Raw genomic sequence first — 15396 nt, 5'->3', positions numbered from 1 at the left:
GGTGCGCTCCTCAGTAGGTGTGGCTCAGGCCGTCGGACGGCGACTCGGGAACAGGCGGGATGAAGGGCTTGACCTCGAAGGACACCGTGCCATGGTTGATCGGGAACCGAGTGGGCACCCTGCCGGTCGCACGGGCGTAGGCGCCCGCGACCGCGGCGACCGATGCGGCCACTCCGGCTTCGCCGGCACCACCGGGTTGCTCGGAGGCGGAGGGCATCACGATGCACTCGAAGTCGAAGGGGACGTTCCACTGCCGGGTATAGAAGTAGTTGTCCCAGCTGGCTTCGAGGAAGTGCCCGTCGCGCAGGTGCAGGCTGCTGGTGAGGGCGAGCGCGATCCCGTCCGAGACACCACCCAGCATCTGGGCCTCCAGGCCCTTGGGGTTGATCACCAGTCCGGCGTCCACGGCGATCACGGCCTTGGTCACCCGGGGCCCGGTGACCGCGTTGTAGATCTTGCGGTTCACCGTCTCGGGCCGACAGTCAATCTCGACGAGCACCGCGGTCGCGCCCTTGTACTCGCTGTGGATCGCGATGCCCTGCGCCATCCCGGCGGGCATCGACCTGCCCCACTTGCCCACATCGGCGACCTTCTGGAGCACCGCCTTGACCCGGTCGTTCTTGAGGAACGCAAGCCGGAATGCCAGCGGATCCCTGCCCATCTTCCGGGCCAGCTGATCGACCACCAGTTCATTGGCACACGCCACATCGGGCGAGTAGATGTTGCGCATGCTCCCGGTGTTGAAGCGCGCGTCGGTCTCGTTGAGCAGCTGGGTGACGACGCCGAAGTTGTAGGGGAGTTCCTGAGTCAGCATGAAGATGGTCTCGGAGAACCCCAGCGCACCGAGCCCGGTGGGCAGCCTGTCGGCCGTCGCCGTGAGCATCTCGCCGAGTCCGTGGCTGAAGTCGGTGACCACACTGGTATGCCGCTGTTCGAAGGTCAGCACTTGTCCGGCCAGGTACGTGGCCCGGATCCGCGAGGTAGCCATGGGGTGCACCCGCCCTTGTCGAGGCTCGTCGGCGCGATGCCACATCAGCTTGACCGGCTTGCCCATCGCCTTGGAGATCTTGGCGGCCTCAATGGCGGGGTCAGCGAAGAGCTTGTGTCCGAACGACCCTCCGCCGGTGACGACGTTGACGGTGACCGCGTTCTGCGGCAAGCCGACGGCCTTGGCGATGTCACCCTGCGCCACGATCGGCACCTTCAGTCCCGCCCACACGGTCGCGCGGTCCGACCGGACGTCGGCGATCGCACAGTTCGGCTCGAGCGCCGCGCTGCTGCGGAACATGAAGGTGAAGTCCGCCTCCACCGTGCCCGCCAGCAGAGGGACCTTCGGGATCGCCAGCGGCAGCTCGGCCTTTCTCAGCCGGGCCAGGATCGTCTCGTCGGACTCGCCCGCGACCGGGCCCGGGTTCCACTCCACGTCGAGGGCGCGCACCGCGTCGATGCACTGCCCGAATGTCTCCGCGCGAACAGCGACTCCCGTGTCGACAGACGCCACATCCGTTACGCCCGGCATGGCAAGCACCGTGGCTTGATTGCGTACCGACTTCGGCGAGCCGTTCAGAGTGGGCGGGCGGCAGACCATGGTCGGCAGCGCTCCCGGCACGTGAAGGTCCAGCGTGAACTTCTTCCGCCCGGTGACCGCACGTCGGGCGTCCTCCCTCCGGTAGGGCTTGCCGATCACCGAGAAGCTCGAAGTGGCCTTGAGTTCGACCTCCACCGCCTTGACGGTGCGGCTGGCTGCCTTGGTGGCCAGAGAGCCATAGGTCATTGATGACCCGTCAGGCGTGAAGATCACCCCTTCCTTGGACTTCAGCAGCGCCACTGCCGAGCCGAGCTCGATCGCCGCGGCTTCCAGCAGCGCCTTCCTGGCGATCGCCGCGGCGACTCGGACAGGTGTGAAGGTCGAGACCGTGGTGTTCGATCCGCCGGTGAGCTGGTTGAGCATCAACTCAGGGCGGGCCGGCGCCAAGGCCACGTGCACCTTGTCGACCGGCAGGTCGAGCTCCTCGGCGATGATCATCGCCGTCGAGGTGGTGATTCCCTGGCCGACCTCCATCCGCGGAAGCTCGAACGACGCGGTGCCGTCCTCGTTGATCACGATCTTGATCAGCGCGGACGTGGGGCGCGCGGCGTCGGTCTGCAGATCCTCAAGGTCGTACAGCTCCGGGATCTGGGGTGCTGAGGGCACCGCGGCGTAGGCAGGTGCGCCCAGCCCGAGGTCGGCGGCCACGGCAAGTGTGGCTCCACCCAGCACATAGCCAATGAACGCGCGGCGGCCGACCCGCGCGTGCTCACCACGTCCGGTGGTGCGGCCACTCCTGGCAGGGACGTCGGTCATCGGCCATTCCTTTCTTGTTCCCAGTCGGCCGCTCTCCGAGATCGGCAGACAGGTGCGTTCCCGGGACCAGCGCGGCAGGGAGCCGTGGGCACAACCAGTTGTCGGCGCGTCATCGGCGAGCGGACCAGAGCCTAGAACCGCAAAAAGTCCTGGTCTTTGGGCCGAGCACCAGCGATGTGGGGCAGCAGATTGTGCGTGAGCACAACGGAAAGCCAGTATTCGCGCGAGGAGAGAGTGAAACGAGGAGACAGTGAAAGGAGACAGTGAAAGGAGACAGCCAGACGCCTGCCGGCGCCGGGGGAACCTCAGGCCGCCAGTTCCCCGACCACCGGACGACGCGCCGCGCCGGCCTTCGGCGTGATCGCCGGGGCGCGTCCGCGCGTACCGGTGTCCAGGCGCGGCCGAGGCCTCATTCCGGGATGGTGCCCAGTCGCACGGCCTGCAGGGCAACGTAGAGCTCCGCGCAGGAGTCCGCGTCGCTGGTTCGCCGGCCGGTCAGTTCGGTGATCCTGCCCAGCCGGTACAGGACGGTGTTGCGGTGGCAGTGCAGGTGCTCGGCGGCCCGTGTGGTCGAGCCGCCGGTGGCGAACCAGACTCCCAAGGTGTCGAGCAGGACGGCTCGTTCCGCCGCCGGCAGGGTGAACAGCGGCCCGAAGACGATACGGGCCACCTCGGAAGCGGCGTCGGGTGAGGCCGCCGCAAGCAGGGCTATCGGCGAGCTCCCGTAGACGTGCGTGCCGGAGGTCCCGGGCGGCAGACACTGGGCCGCCAGTTGGGCCTCCCGCCGAGCGTTCGGCGCGTCCATGGGCGAGGCGAAGGGCCGACTGATGCCCACGGGGGAGAGCGCGATGCTGCCGAGATGCTTCTCCACCGCGACGACCAGATGCTCGTTCGGCAGAGCGAGGAGACCGAGCAGGCTGCCTGCCCGGTGGATCCACTCGCCGTCGATGTCGACCGCCCGCAGCTGTATCTCGACCGCCGGCAGTGGGCCGACGCCGTCGTTGTTCGCGGCGCACACCACCAGGAACGGTCCTTTGCGGTCCAGCCCCAGGACCCGCACGGCCTCCCAGGCCCTGGAGCTGTTCCCCGCGGTGCCGTCGAGCAGCGTGGTGAGCATGACGCTCCGTGCGGCGGCATCGCGGCATGCCTGTTCCTCCACCGCGGCGCGGTAGGCCTCGGCAGCGGCGCTGGAGCACTCGTCGATGACCACCCAGATGTCCGAGGCCCTGTGCAGCAGCCAGGCGGCGCTGTCCATGGCGAGGGCCATCGCCAGCAGCCGGTCCCAGATGAACCGCCCGCCGAGGCGGAAGGCATGCAGGAGAGCGGCCAGCGGGATGCCTTGTTCGGCCTTGAGCCGGCCCGCCGCACGCGGGGCGTCCATGTTGGTGGGCACACCCCCGTTTCTCAAGGCTGTCAGCAGCGTGCGCAGGTTGTCGTGCACGGAGGCGCGCAACTGCTCGTGGCTCAGCAGCATGCCCTCGGCGTACGAGCGCTCGCCGTTGAGGATCTCGGCGGTCAGTTCGTCGGTCAGTGAGTCCACCGAGACCAAGAGCCGGTCGAGTAGATCAGTCATGCACGCGTCAGCGTCCAGCGGCATGGTCATGCGCGGATGATAGACGTCCGCGATTGTGCGGGCACAAAACGGGCGGCATCATGCTCGGCTACCGCCCGACCAGTCGCCCCACCGTCCCGGGTGAGTCACGCGGTGCGGGTGAAGGCCGGCGATGTGCCGGCAAGGTGGGAACTGTCTGAATGCCCGGGCCCCAGAGGCTTCGTCTGCTAGGGAGTCGCTGGATGGAGCCCGTACTCGGCCAGCCACTGGAGCAGATCTTGGCGAGAGGTCTCGACAAGGCGGCCTCCGGTGAAGCGGGCGTCATCGGTCACCTCTGCCACGCACTCTGGAGGGGGCACGAAGGACTGGGCCTCCTCGTCGGTGGTGAACTCGCCCTCTGCCAGGACCAAGCCCTGCAGAGGGCCGTCGAAGACGTCAACGCCCAAGGGAGGCACACTGAAACGTGTCTTGGACAGCACAGCGGCCGGTAGTGAGGCGAGCAGGTCGTACTCGGCCGGCGACAAGTACGTGTTCGTGATCAGTCCCTGAACCGCGCCCGGCCGAGCGACCGGCACCTTCTGGGTGAGCTTGAGCTCGCAGCTGCCGTCCGGCCACTCGGCGCGTCGCAGACGCAGGCGCGTTCCCACCAGATACCGGTCGGTGATCATCCGGGTGGCCGTCACCGCTGACGGTGTCGGCGGTTCAGCCAGGAGGAACCGCCGCTCCCGCTCGACGCATGCGTATTTTCCCGGGAGAACCGACTGACCTTGAACCCCACCGGCCTTGTCCATCATCAAGACAACTTCTCATCTGCTTTTTCTCCCTGCCGACGCATTTCAGTGGCCTTCGGGGAGGGTCACCTCGGCCTCGCCCGCTGGCTGATCTCGGCGCGCTGCCCGTGTGAGTACGACCAACCTCCAGGTCAGACGCCGTCTCGAGGAGCTTTCCCCAGGGACTTTTCAGGGACTTTCATGCCTGTCCCAGGGAGGTTCCGGGGACTTTCCGCCGCGTAAGCAGGGAAGCCCTGACAGCGCTGAAAGTTACGAATGCGCTGGTCAGGACCTATTTCCCTAGCACTCGATGACGTTGACCGCGAGCCCGCCCCGCGCCGTCTCCTTGTACTTGACCTTCATATCGGCGCCCGTCTCCTTCATGGTCTTGATGACCTTGTCGAGGGAGACGTGGTGCCGTCCGTCCCCGCGCAGCGCCATGCGGGCCGCCGTGACGGCCTTCACCGAGGCCATGCCGTTGCGCTCGATGCAGGGGATCTGGACGAGGCCGCCGACCGGGTCGCAGGTGAGGCCGAGGTTGTGTTCCATGCCGATCTCGGCGGCGTTCTCCACCTGTTCGGGCGAGCCGCCCAGGACCTCGGCGAGGCCGCCGGCGGCCATGGAGCAGGCGGAGCCGACCTCGCCCTGGCAGCCGACCTCGGCGCCGGAGATGGAGGCGTTCTCCTTGAAGAGCATGCCGATCGCGCCCGCGGCGAGGAGGAAGCGGATCACGCCGTCATCGTCGGCGCCGGGAACGAAGTGCGTGTAGTAGTGGAGGACGGCGGGGATGATGCCGGCCGCGCCGTTGGTGGGGGCGGTCACCACGCGGCCGCCCGCGGCGTTCTCCTCGTTGACGGCCATGGCGTAGAGGGTGATCCACTCCATCGCGCGGGTGGCCGGGTCGCCCTCGGCGCGCAGGGCGCGGGCGGCGGTGGCGGCGCGGCGGCGGACCTTGAGGCCGCCGGGGAGGATGCCCTCGCGGGACAGGCCGCGTTCGACGCAGCCGCGCATGACGTTCCAGATCTCCAGCAGGCCCGCGCGGATCTCCGCCTCGGTGCGCCAGGCCTTCTCGTTCTCCAGCATCAGGGCCGAGATGGACAGGCCGGTCTCGTGGGACAGGCGCAGCAGCTCGTCGCCGGTGCGGAAGGGGTACTTCAGGACGGTGTCGTCGAGCTTGATGCGGTCCGCGCCGACCGCGTCCTCGTCCACGACGAAGCCGCCGCCGACGGAGTAGTACGTCTTCTCCAGGAGGGGGAGGCCGTCGGCGTCGTACGCGAACAGGGTCATGCCGTTGGCGTGGTACGGCAGTGAGCGGCGGCGGTGCAGGACCAGCTCGGCGGACTCGTCGAAGTCGATCTCGTGCTCGGCGCCGATCTCCGCGCCGAGCAGCCGCAGCCGCTTGGTGGTGCGGATGCGGGCCACCTCGTCGTCGGCGGTCTCGACGTCCACGGTGCGCGGGGAGTGGCCTTCGAGGCCGAGGAGGACGGCCTTGGGGGTGCCGTGGCCGTGGCCGGTGGCGCCGAGGGAGCCGAAGAGCTCGGCGCGTACGGCGGCGGTGTGGACGAGCAGGCCGTCGTTCTTCAGCCGGCGGACGAACATCCTCGCGGCCCGCATGGGGCCGACCGTATGGGAACTGGACGGTCCGATGCCGATCGAGAAGAGATCGAAGACGGAGATGGCCACCGGTGAACTCCTTGCGTCTGCACGGTGGGTGCGTGCGTGGTGCGGGGTGAGTGGGGGCCCTGGGGTGTGCGCCCCCACCCACCTTTCGAGCCCGTTACTTCTTGAGGTCCGGGTACAGCGGGTGCTTGTCGGCGAGCGCGGTGACGCGCGCCTTGAGCGCCTCCACGTCGTGGGCCGGCTTGAGCGCCTCGGCGATCACGTCGGCGACCTCGCGGAAGTCGTCGGCGGTGAAGCCGCGGGTGGCCAGCGCCGGGGTGCCGATGCGCAGGCCGGAGGTGACCATCGGGGGGCGCGGGTCGTTCGGGATGGCGTTGCGGTTGACCGTGATGCCGATCTCGTGGAGACGGTCCTCGGCCTGCCGGCCGTCCAGCTCCGAGTCGCGCAGGTCGACCAGGACGAGGTGGACGTCGGTGCCGCCGGACAGCACGGAGACCCCGGCCTTGGCCACGTCGGGCTGGGTGAGCCGCTCGGCCAGCAGCTTGGCGCCTTCGAGCGTGCGCTGCTGGCGCTCCTTGAAGTCCTCGCCCGCCGCGATCTTGAAGGCCACGGCCTTCGCCGCGACCACGTGCTCCAGCGGGCCGCCCTGCTGACCGGGGAAGACCGCGGAGTTGATCTTCTTGGCCAGCTCGGCCGTGGAGAGGATCACGCCGCCCCGCGGGCCGCCGAGGGTCTTGTGGGTGGTGGTGGTCACCACATGGGCGTGCGGCACCGGGGAGGGGTGCAGCCCGGCCGCGACCAGGCCGGCGAAGTGGGCCATGTCCACCATGAGGTACGCGCCGACCTCGTCCGCGATCCGGCGGAAGGCCGGGAAGTCCAGCTGGCGCGGGTACGCGGACCAGCCCGCGATCACCAGCTTGGGGCGGTGCTCCTTGGCCAGCCGCTCGACCTCCTCCATGTCGACCAGGCCGGTCTCGGCGTCCACGTGGTAGGGCACCACGTTGTAGAGCTTGCCGGAGAAGTTGATCTTCATCCCGTGGGTGAGGTGACCGCCGTGCGCCAGGTTCAGGCCCAGGATGGTGTCGCCGGGGGAGAGCAGGGCGAACATCGCGGCCGCGTTCGCCTGGGCGCCGGAGTGCGGCTGGACGTTGGCGGCCTCGGCGCCGAAGAGCGCCTTGACGCGGTCGATGGCGATCTGCTCGACCACGTCGACGTGCTCACAGCCGCCGTAGTAGCGGCGGCCCGGGTAGCCCTCGGCGTACTTGTTGGTCAGGACCGAGCCCTGGGCCTCCATGACCGCGACCGGAGCGAAGTTCTCCGAGGCGATCATCTCCAGGGTGGACTGCTGGCGGTGGAGTTCGGCGTCGACCGCGGCGGCTACGTCCGGGTCGAGCTCGTGCAGGGAGCTGTTGAGAAGCGACATCAGGGTCCCGATCGAAGGAGGGGTTCAGTTTTCGGCGAAGGCGGCGTACTGGTCGGCGGAGAGGAGCTCGTCCGGCTCGTCCGTCACCCTCACCTTGAACAGCCAGCCGCCCTCGAAGGGGGCGGAATTCACCAGCGCCGGGTCGTTCACCACATCCTCGTTGATCTCGGTGACCTCGCCGGTGACCGGCGCGTACAGATCGCTGACGGACTTCGTGGACTCCAGCTCGCCGCAGGTCTCGCCCGCGGTGACCGTCGTGCCGACCTCCGGGAGCTGGACGTAGACGACGTCGCCGAGCGAGTTGGCCGCGAACTCGGTGATGCCGACCGTCGACACACCGTCCTCGCCGGCGGCCGACAGCCACTCGTGCTCCTTGCTGTAACGCAGCTGCTGGGGGTTGCTCATGGTCCGATTCTCCTGGATACGGGGGAGTGCTTGGGAAACGGGTCTTGCCTGGTGGGACAGGCGGTACGGGAGGGGGACCGCCCAGCGGCAGCTCGGTGGACCGGCTGGGCGGGCGGCGAGTTCAGCGCCGCTTGTAGAAGGGGAGGGCCACGACCTCGTACGGCTCACGGGTACCGCGGATGTCCACCGACACTCCCGCCGTCCCCGGCGCGGCATGCGCGGCGTCCACATACGCGATCGCGATCGGCTTGCCGAGGGTGGGCGAGGGCGCGCCCGAGGTGACCTCGCCGATCACCGCGCCGTCCGCGGCTGTGACCGGGTACCCCGCGCGCGGGACCCGGCGGCCCGCCGCGACCAGGCCGACCAGCACCCGCGGCGGATCGGTCTCGGCCCGCCGCGCCGCCGCCTCCAGGGCCGCGCGTCCGACGAAGTCGCCGGGCTTGTCGAACTTCACCACCCGGCCGAGCCCCGCGTCGAAGGGCGTGGTCCGGCGGGTCAGCTCATGTCCGTACAGCGGCATCCCGGCCTCCAGGCGCAGCGTGTCCCGGCAGGACAGCCCGCACGGGACCAGCCCGGCGGGCGCCCCTGCCTCGGTCAGCGCCTGCCACAGCCGCTCGGCGTCGTCCGGCGAGACGAACAGCTCGAAGCCGTCCTCGCCCGTGTAGCCGGTACGGGCGATCAGCGCCGGGACGCCCGCGACCGTGCCCGGCAGGCCCGCGTAGTACTTGAGGCCGTCCAGGTCGGCGTCGGTCAGGCCCCCCAGGATCGCGGGGGACGCCGGGCCCTGGACGGCGATCAGCGCGTACGCGTCCCGGTCGTCCCGTACGGCCGCGTCCAGGCCCTCGGCGCGCTCGGTGAGCGCGTCCAGCACCACCTGGGCGTTCGAGGCGTTGGCGACCACCAGGAACTCCTGCTCGCCGAGGCGGTAGACGATCAGGTCGTCCAGGATGCCGCCCTCGGCGTCGCAGACCATGGTGTAGCGGGCGCGGCCGACGGCGAGCGCGGACAGATGGCCCACCAGCGCCCGGTCCAGGGCGGCGCCGGCCTGCGGGCCGGTCAGCGTGATCTCGCCCATGTGGGAGAGGTCGAAGAGGCCGGCGCGGGTGCGCACCGCGGTGTGCTCGTCGCGCTCGCTCCCGTAGCGCAGCGGCATCTCCCAGCCGGCGAAGTCGGTCATGGTGGCGCCGAGCGCGCGGTGCACCGCGTCCAGGGCGGTGCGGCGGGGGGCGGGCGGCGCGTCGGTCACGGATGTGTCGGGGGTGGCGGCATCGGTCATGGGTGCTGGCTCCAGGGCGGGACGGCGACGAGGACGACGAGGACGTGTCCTCCCCATCTGTCATCGGAACCTGAGAGGTTCGCCGTGACCCCTTCTCCCGGCCGACGCCGGCGGCGTCGTCGCGGAGAGCGGTCCGGCTTGCACCGTGGGTGGAGCCACGCCAGCGGCTCGCTTTTCAGATCTGCCTCGCCCGCGCGGTATCGGGGCCTGAGAGATTCAAGGGAGGACTTGCTCCTTCGGCGCCCCGGACGGCCGGCACTGCTGCCGGTGGCCGAGGACTCTCCCGCGCGGATTCAAACGGCCGGTATGGAGTTGCGCGCAACATCATCGCACGTACGCCCGGGAAGGGAAGAACCGAACGGGTGGCACCGCTGTCCTCCCGGTCCCCCGACTCACAGGGCCCGACTCACAGGGCATGAATGCCCAGCCCACAGGGATACCACCTTGCTGGACATTACCTTTTCTTGACACTCTTCGGGAACGAGCCGCAGTGACCGACCTAGGAGGACGATCACGGTGCACGGGCAGGGTACGTACGCGACGACGACATGTGGGCCCCTGCCGGTGACGCAGGGCGCGGCGCCAACCGGAGGGGCGCTCAGGCCGGGGCGCCGGGCGCCCGTGCACGACCTGCGCGGCGGTGGCGGCGCGGCTGAGCCCGGGTCCGCGCCGCCCGGAGCCGGGCCCGGGCCTGAGCCCAAGCCCGGGCCCGGGACCGGCGCGCGCGAGCTGCGCTACCGCGCGGGGGACGTGGTGGTCGCCTCCGGGCTGCCCGGCAGCGGCAAGAGCACCATGATCGGCCGGGCCGTGCCCGGCCTCGACCAGGGCGGCGGCGCGGTGGTGCGGGTGGACTCGCAGGACACCCGCGAGCGCTGGGAGCGGCGGCTGCCCCGCTGGCTGCCGTACGCCCTCTACCGCCCGCTGGTGCGGTGCGCCCACTACGCCGGGCTGCGCCGGGCGCTGCGCTCGGGCGCGAGCGTCGTGGTGCACGACTGCGGCACGCTCTCCTGGGTCCGCCGCTGGCTGGCCCGCGACGCCCGGCGCACCGGCCGCCGGCTGCACATGGTGCTGCTGGACGTGGACGCCGCGGTGGCCCTGGAGGGGCAGGCCGTGCGCGGCCGGGAGGTCTCCCGCTACGCCTTCGGGCGGCACCGCCGCGCGGTGGGGCGGCTGGTCGCCGCCGCGGAGGGCGGGCGGCCGCCCGAAGGCTGCGCCTCGGTGGCGCTGCTGGATCGGACGGCCGCGAGCGCGCTGCGCCGCATCGCCTTCGAGTGACGCGGGGCGGGACGGTGGAGCGCAGCCGTTACGGAGCTACGTCGGCGGCCGCCTCCACCGGGTGCGGCAGCGGCATGGGGGCCACGGCGTCCTCCTCGGCCACCTTGGACGCGGCGGACCCGACGGCGGACAGGGGGGTGGCGGCCGTCGTGGTGGGCCTCTGCGTTCCGGGCTTCTTCACGTCCGGTCTCACGCCGGGCTTGTAGGGGCCGGAGACAGGGGCCTCGGGCTTGGTGGCGCCGGGCATGTCGGTGCCGGGTCCCGCGGGGGCGTCGGGCTTCGTGCTCGGCGTCATGGCGCCGGGCTTGGTGTCGTGCTTCTTCGCGTCCTGCTTCTTGGCCTCCGGCTTCTTCGCTTCCTGCTTCTTGGTGTCCTGCTTCTTGGCGTGGTCGTTCTTTTCGTGCTCGGCGGCGCCGGGCTTCGTGCCGGGCTCGGGGGTGGTGTGCTCCGGGGCGACCGCCATCGTGGTGGGCTTCCGGGCGGCGAGCGCGGACGCCTCGTCGGCGAGGGTCGACGCCTCGTCCGGGAGCGGCAGCATCGGGGGCATCATCGGCTGGTCCATCCCCGGGAGCGGGCCCATGATGGCGCTGATCAGCCCCATGACGGCGTCGGCGATGCGGGGGAACGTCCCGGTGGCCGCGGCTTCGTCGCCGATGGCGAGGGCGTCCAGCAGGTCGTCGATCGCCCGCTGCAGCGCGTCCAGCGGGTCCGTCGAGATGTCCGTGGGCTCGACCTGGGCGGCGTACGGCGGCATCCCGGCCTGCGCCTGCCCGGTGGCCTGCGCCTGCCCGGTGGCCTGCCCCTGCTCGGCGGCCTGCGGCGGCACGGTGATCTGGCCCTGCTCCTGGCCCTGGTTCTGGCCTTCGCTCTGGTTCTGGCCCTGGCCCATTTCGGGGTCGTCCGAGGGCATCGAGTCCCGGCCGTCCTTCCGACCCTTGCCCTGGGCCTTGCCCTGGGCCTTGCCCTGGGCCTTCTCCTGGGCGTGCGCAGTGGCACGCGGGGTACGGGCCGCGTCGGCGGACTTGCGAGCAGCCTTCACCGCGCTGTCGATCGCCGCCGCGTGCTTGACCAGCTCGGCTTCGGAGACCATCCCGTTGGGGGCCTCCTCCACCGCCTTGGCCAGGTCCACCACCCGCTCGAGGAGGACCCGCAGATCCCGCATGGCCTGAGTCTGGGCCGGACTCATCCGTGTGTCGGCGAGCGCCGCTGGAGTCGGGGCCGGGGCCTTGGCGCCGGCCGTGCCCCCCGCACCACCGGCCGTGGCTGCGGCCAGGCCGGCGGTGCCGAACAGAAGAGAGCCGGCCATGACGGAGGTGACAAGGACTTCGGCCTTGCGGGACGCGCGGATCATGAGACCTTCTTTCGCTGTGGTGACGTACGGGCGTACTCGGCACCACGGTGCGAAGAGCACAAACCGTGCGCAACTTGACGATTACGGCCAGAAGTGGCCTGAAGCGGTCATGAGTCGTCCAAGTTCGGTCGTCGTCTCGCCCTCGACCTGGGGATTTGCTGTGGAGATCGGCGGCCCCCGATGCCTCCCGGGCATGCAGCCGTTAGGGTGCCTGTGCAGGTCCGACGAGATGGCGGTTGAGCAGAATGAGCATCCCGGGGCAGTACGGTCCAGGACCGGCTCAGGGCGGGTTTCCTGACGGTGTGTTTCCTGAGGTTCCGGCGTTTCCGGCGTTTCCGGGCAATGAGCTCGAAGAGGTGCTCGCCGCCTCGGTCGACGTCCCCGGCGCCGGCGCTCGCATCGTCGAGACCCTGGCCCGCAGTCAGATCTGGGTGCCGCTGCCCAAGGGGGGCGGTCCTGACAGCAACGGCCTGGACCTGCCCACCATGGAGATCGAAGGCGCCGTATATGTGCCGGTGTTCAGCTCCGAACAGCAGTTCCTGCAGGTCGTCGGCGCCCAGATGGCGTTCACCGTCGCCCCGGCCGTCGAATTCGCCCGCGGCCTGCCGCCTCAGCTCGGCATCGCGGTGAACCCCGGCGGCGCGGTCGGCGTCCCGCTCCCGCCGCAGGCCGTGGCCGAGCTGTGCCGGGCCGGGCGCAGCGAGCTGGACGGTCCGGTCACCGGCGGCCGGGTGCGCCTCCTCGAGCCGGACTGGCAGGAGGAGCCGGTCGACTTCCTGGCCGCCGCCGGGCTCGAGTTCGGCAAGGTGGCCGGGGTGCGGACCGCCCGGCGCGCCCTGGCGAGCGTCGAGGGGGAGCCGCCCGCGCTGTTCGTCGGCGTCGAACTGGACTTTCCGGGCCCGGAGAGCCAGGCCACCGCGGTGGAGGCGCTCGGCCGCGCGCTCGGCGCCGTACCGTTGCCGTGGACGGTTCAGCTCGTTCTGCTGGACATCGCGCAGGACCCGGTGGCGGACTGGATGCGGGAGCGGGTACGACCGTTCTACGACCGTGACCGCTGAGTCGCCCAGGAGACCACTGTAAAGGCCCGTAAGCTGGTTGGATGACCGGTGGCGGGGCGCGGTCGCGCGCCCCTGGCTACGTGTGTGGACAGGCCGAGAGAGGGGCGGACCCAGGTGAGCGCGGGAGGCGACCACGTCGAGCGGATGCTGCAGCAGGTCGCTCCCGGCCGGTACGACGCCTACGAGTCACTGCTGTACGCGCTCGCCGACAGTCAGGTCTGGATGCTGCTGTGGCACGGCACCCCCGGCTCGCCCGACGCGCAGTACGGAAACATGGACGTGGCCGGGCTCGGCTACGCCCCATGCGTGACCTCCGCCCAGGAGCTCGCCGCCAGCGGCTGGGACCGCGCCCATGAGGTGGTGAGCGGGCGCCAGATCGCGTCCTCTCTCTTCCCCGACCGCTACGGCCTGTGGCTCAACCCGCACGCCCCCGGCGGCGGCGTCGGCATCCCCTGGCTCGATCTGCGCAGAATCGCCTGCGGCCTGGACCGGCTGCCCGCCGGGCCGCTGCGGCTCAGCGAGCCCGCCATCGAAATCCCCCAGTTCTACGCCCTGTTGGGGCAGAACGCGCACCGCACGCCCGTGGTGCGGTCGTTGCGCCGCGCCTGGGTGCAGCCCGCGCTCGGCGCGCCGTATCTGGCGATCGGGCTCGACCTGTACGACGCCGGCCCCGCCGGTGTGGAGGCCGCGCAGGTGATGATGCGCCAGTCGATCGGCGCGGTGCCCGACGGGCTGCCGGTCTCCACGGTCGCGATGTCCGACGAGTACGACCCGGTGGCGATGTGGATGCGGGCTTACGCCCGGCCGTTCTTCGACCGCGACGCCTACGGGGCGGCCCAGCAGGCCCCTTCGTACGGCTACCCGCCGCACGGCGGCCGGCAGTCGGGACCCGCGCCGACCACCTGGTAGCAGCGCTGATAACCCACGCCGATACCCCTTCTGACAACCTCAGTCGACACCCCTGCCGTCGCCCCCGCTCACGGTCCTGCTGACCGGACATGTCGCACCGCTGAGCGGAGTCGCGGTCCGGATAACGGAACACTCCTCACCACATCACGGTTAGGCATCCATTGCCCGGATGGGCTGGCGGGTGATCAGGAACGCGATGAAGACTCCCGCAACGGGAGGTGTCCGTACCTGCGGGTAGTGTGCGCTTCCCCTTCACGAAACTTCCGCACCACGAGCACGGCATTCACTTGCGTTTGTGAACCACGCCGCTACAGCGGCAGGTCGTGGGCCGGTCACCACCGGCCGAGAGGGGTCCCCACCACGATGACGGCACCATTGCACGGCACGACCAAGGACGCGGAACCGGTCGCGTCCGTCGATGTCGCGGCGGATGTAGTCAAGGCATCGGTCGAAGGGCGGTCGCTGCGTCAGATCGCCTGGATGCGACTGAAGCGGGACAAGCTGGCGCTGGCCGGCGGTGCCGTGGTCGTCTTCCTGGTGCTGGTGGCCATCTTCGCGCCGCTGATCGTGAGCCTGCTGGGGCACCCGCCCAACGAGTTCCACCAGGAGGAGATCGACCCGCTGTTCGGCACCCCGAAGGGGTCGATGGGCGGCATCAGCTCCGACTTCCTGTTCGGCGTCGAACCGCAGAACGGCCGTGACGTGTTCAGCCGGATCGTCTACGGGGCGCGGATCTCGCTGCTGGTGGCCTTCCTCGCCGCGCTCGTCGCCGTGGTGCTGGGGACTGTCTTCGGCATCATCGCCGGGTATTTCGGCGGCTGGATTGACACCGTTATCAGCCGCGTGATGGACATGCTGCTGGCCTTCCCGCAGCTGCTGTTCATCATCTCCCTGGTCTCCGTGCTCCCGAACGACCTGCTGGGGCTGAGCGGCAGCGGGGTGCGCATCGCCATCCTGGTCTCGGTGATCGGCTTCTTCGGCTGGCCGTATGTCGGCCGCATCGTGCGCGGCCAGACGCTGTCGCTGCGCGAGAAGGAGTACGTCGAGGCGGCGCGCAGCCTGGGCGCGGGCCGGCGCTACATCCTCTTCCGGGAGCTGCTGCCCAACCTGGTCGCGCCCATCACCGTCTACGCCACGCTGATGATCCCCACCAACATCCTCACCGAGGCGGCACTCAGCTTCCTGGGCGCGGGCGTGAGGCCGCCCACCGCCTCCTGGGGGCAGATGCTCTCCAAGGCCGTCGGCACCTATCAGGACGACCCCATGTTCATGATCATCCCGGGTCTGGCGATCTTCATCACCGTGCTGGCGTTCAACCTCTTCGGTGACGGCGTCCGCGACGCCCTCGACCCGAAGGGAACGCGTTGACGGCGCCCCGCGCGGCCGCGGCCCAGCCGCATTCAGACGAATCTG

At 70.3% G+C, this 15396-nt stretch carries 12 protein-coding genes and 1 riboswitch; of the genes, 4 read left to right on the top strand and 8 right to left on the bottom strand.

Annotated features, from left to right (window positions below; all coding sequences use genetic code 11):
* Positions 1-10: 10 nt before the first annotated feature.
* The 7 genes from PV419_RS36800 to gcvT all read right to left on the bottom strand — a co-directional run bounded on the left by PV419_RS36800 (position 11) and on the right by gcvT (position 9390).
* Positions 11-2344, bottom strand: a complete 2334-nt coding sequence (locus PV419_RS36800) for a molybdopterin cofactor-binding domain-containing protein (RefSeq protein WP_319696438.1) — start codon at positions 2342-2344, stop codon at positions 11-13.
* Between the two features lie 409 nt (positions 2345-2753).
* Positions 2754-3947, bottom strand: coding sequence for a helix-turn-helix domain-containing protein (locus PV419_RS36795; protein ID WP_319696436.1), 1194 nt, complete (start codon positions 3945-3947; stop codon positions 2754-2756).
* A gap of 176 nt (positions 3948-4123) precedes the next feature.
* Positions 4124-4579, bottom strand: a complete 456-nt coding sequence (locus PV419_RS36790; protein WP_319696434.1) for a hypothetical protein — start codon at positions 4577-4579, stop codon at positions 4124-4126.
* 387 nt (positions 4580-4966) lie between these two features.
* On the bottom strand, positions 4967-6349 hold the full coding sequence (locus PV419_RS36785; RefSeq protein ID WP_319696433.1) for an L-serine ammonia-lyase: 1383 nt from the start codon (positions 6347-6349) through the stop codon (positions 4967-4969).
* Positions 6350-6443: 94 nt separating this feature from the next.
* Positions 6444-7709: a serine hydroxymethyltransferase gene (gene glyA, locus PV419_RS36780; RefSeq protein WP_319696431.1), complete on the bottom strand. Its 1266-nt coding sequence runs from the start codon at positions 7707-7709 to the stop codon at positions 6444-6446.
* A 24-nt stretch (positions 7710-7733) separates the two neighbouring features.
* Positions 7734-8114, bottom strand: a complete 381-nt coding sequence (gene gcvH, locus PV419_RS36775) for a glycine cleavage system protein GcvH (RefSeq protein ID WP_319696430.1) — start codon at positions 8112-8114, stop codon at positions 7734-7736.
* 121 nt (positions 8115-8235) lie between these two features.
* Positions 8236-9390: a glycine cleavage system aminomethyltransferase GcvT gene (gene gcvT / locus PV419_RS36770; RefSeq protein WP_319696428.1), complete on the bottom strand. Its 1155-nt coding sequence runs from the start codon at positions 9388-9390 to the stop codon at positions 8236-8238.
* Between the two features lie 185 nt (positions 9391-9575).
* Positions 9576-9686: riboswitch (glycine riboswitch) on the bottom strand.
* Between the two features lie 214 nt (positions 9687-9900).
* Here gcvT and PV419_RS36765 point away from each other — a divergent pair.
* Entirely contained in the window at positions 9901-10665 is a 765-nt protein-coding gene (locus tag PV419_RS36765) for an AAA family ATPase (RefSeq protein ID WP_415925460.1), read from the top strand.
* Between the two features lie 28 nt (positions 10666-10693).
* Here the strand turns inward: PV419_RS36765 and PV419_RS36760 are convergent, their stop codons facing one another.
* Positions 10694-12016 (bottom strand): hypothetical protein, encoded by a 1323-nt coding sequence (locus PV419_RS36760; protein ID WP_319696425.1) that lies wholly within the window; start codon positions 12014-12016, stop codon positions 10694-10696.
* 245 nt (positions 12017-12261) lie between these two features.
* On the opposite strand from PV419_RS36760, the gene PV419_RS36755 reads away from it, so the two are divergent.
* The 3 genes from PV419_RS36755 (at position 12262) to PV419_RS36745 (ending at position 15351) form a co-directional block, all read left to right on the top strand.
* Positions 12262-13074: an enhanced serine sensitivity protein SseB gene (locus tag PV419_RS36755; RefSeq protein WP_319696424.1), complete on the top strand. Its 813-nt coding sequence runs from the start codon at positions 12262-12264 to the stop codon at positions 13072-13074.
* A gap of 144 nt (positions 13075-13218) precedes the next feature.
* Positions 13219-13983 carry an enhanced serine sensitivity protein SseB C-terminal domain-containing protein gene (locus tag PV419_RS36750; RefSeq protein WP_319696566.1) on the top strand — a complete coding sequence of 255 codons (765 nt, stop codon included), beginning with the start codon at positions 13219-13221 and terminating at the stop codon, positions 13981-13983.
* Between the two features lie 363 nt (positions 13984-14346).
* Positions 14347-15351, top strand: a complete 1005-nt coding sequence (locus PV419_RS36745) for an ABC transporter permease (protein ID WP_319696422.1) — start codon at positions 14347-14349, stop codon at positions 15349-15351.
* Positions 15352-15396 lie beyond the last annotated feature (45 nt).

Source organism: Streptomyces sp. ME19-01-6 (genome assembly GCF_033793745.1).
Taxonomy (GTDB): Bacteria; Actinomycetota; Actinomycetes; order Streptomycetales; family Streptomycetaceae; genus Streptomyces.
Note: the sequence above shows the minus strand (reverse complement) of the source record. Positions and strands in the feature narration are given on the sequence as shown.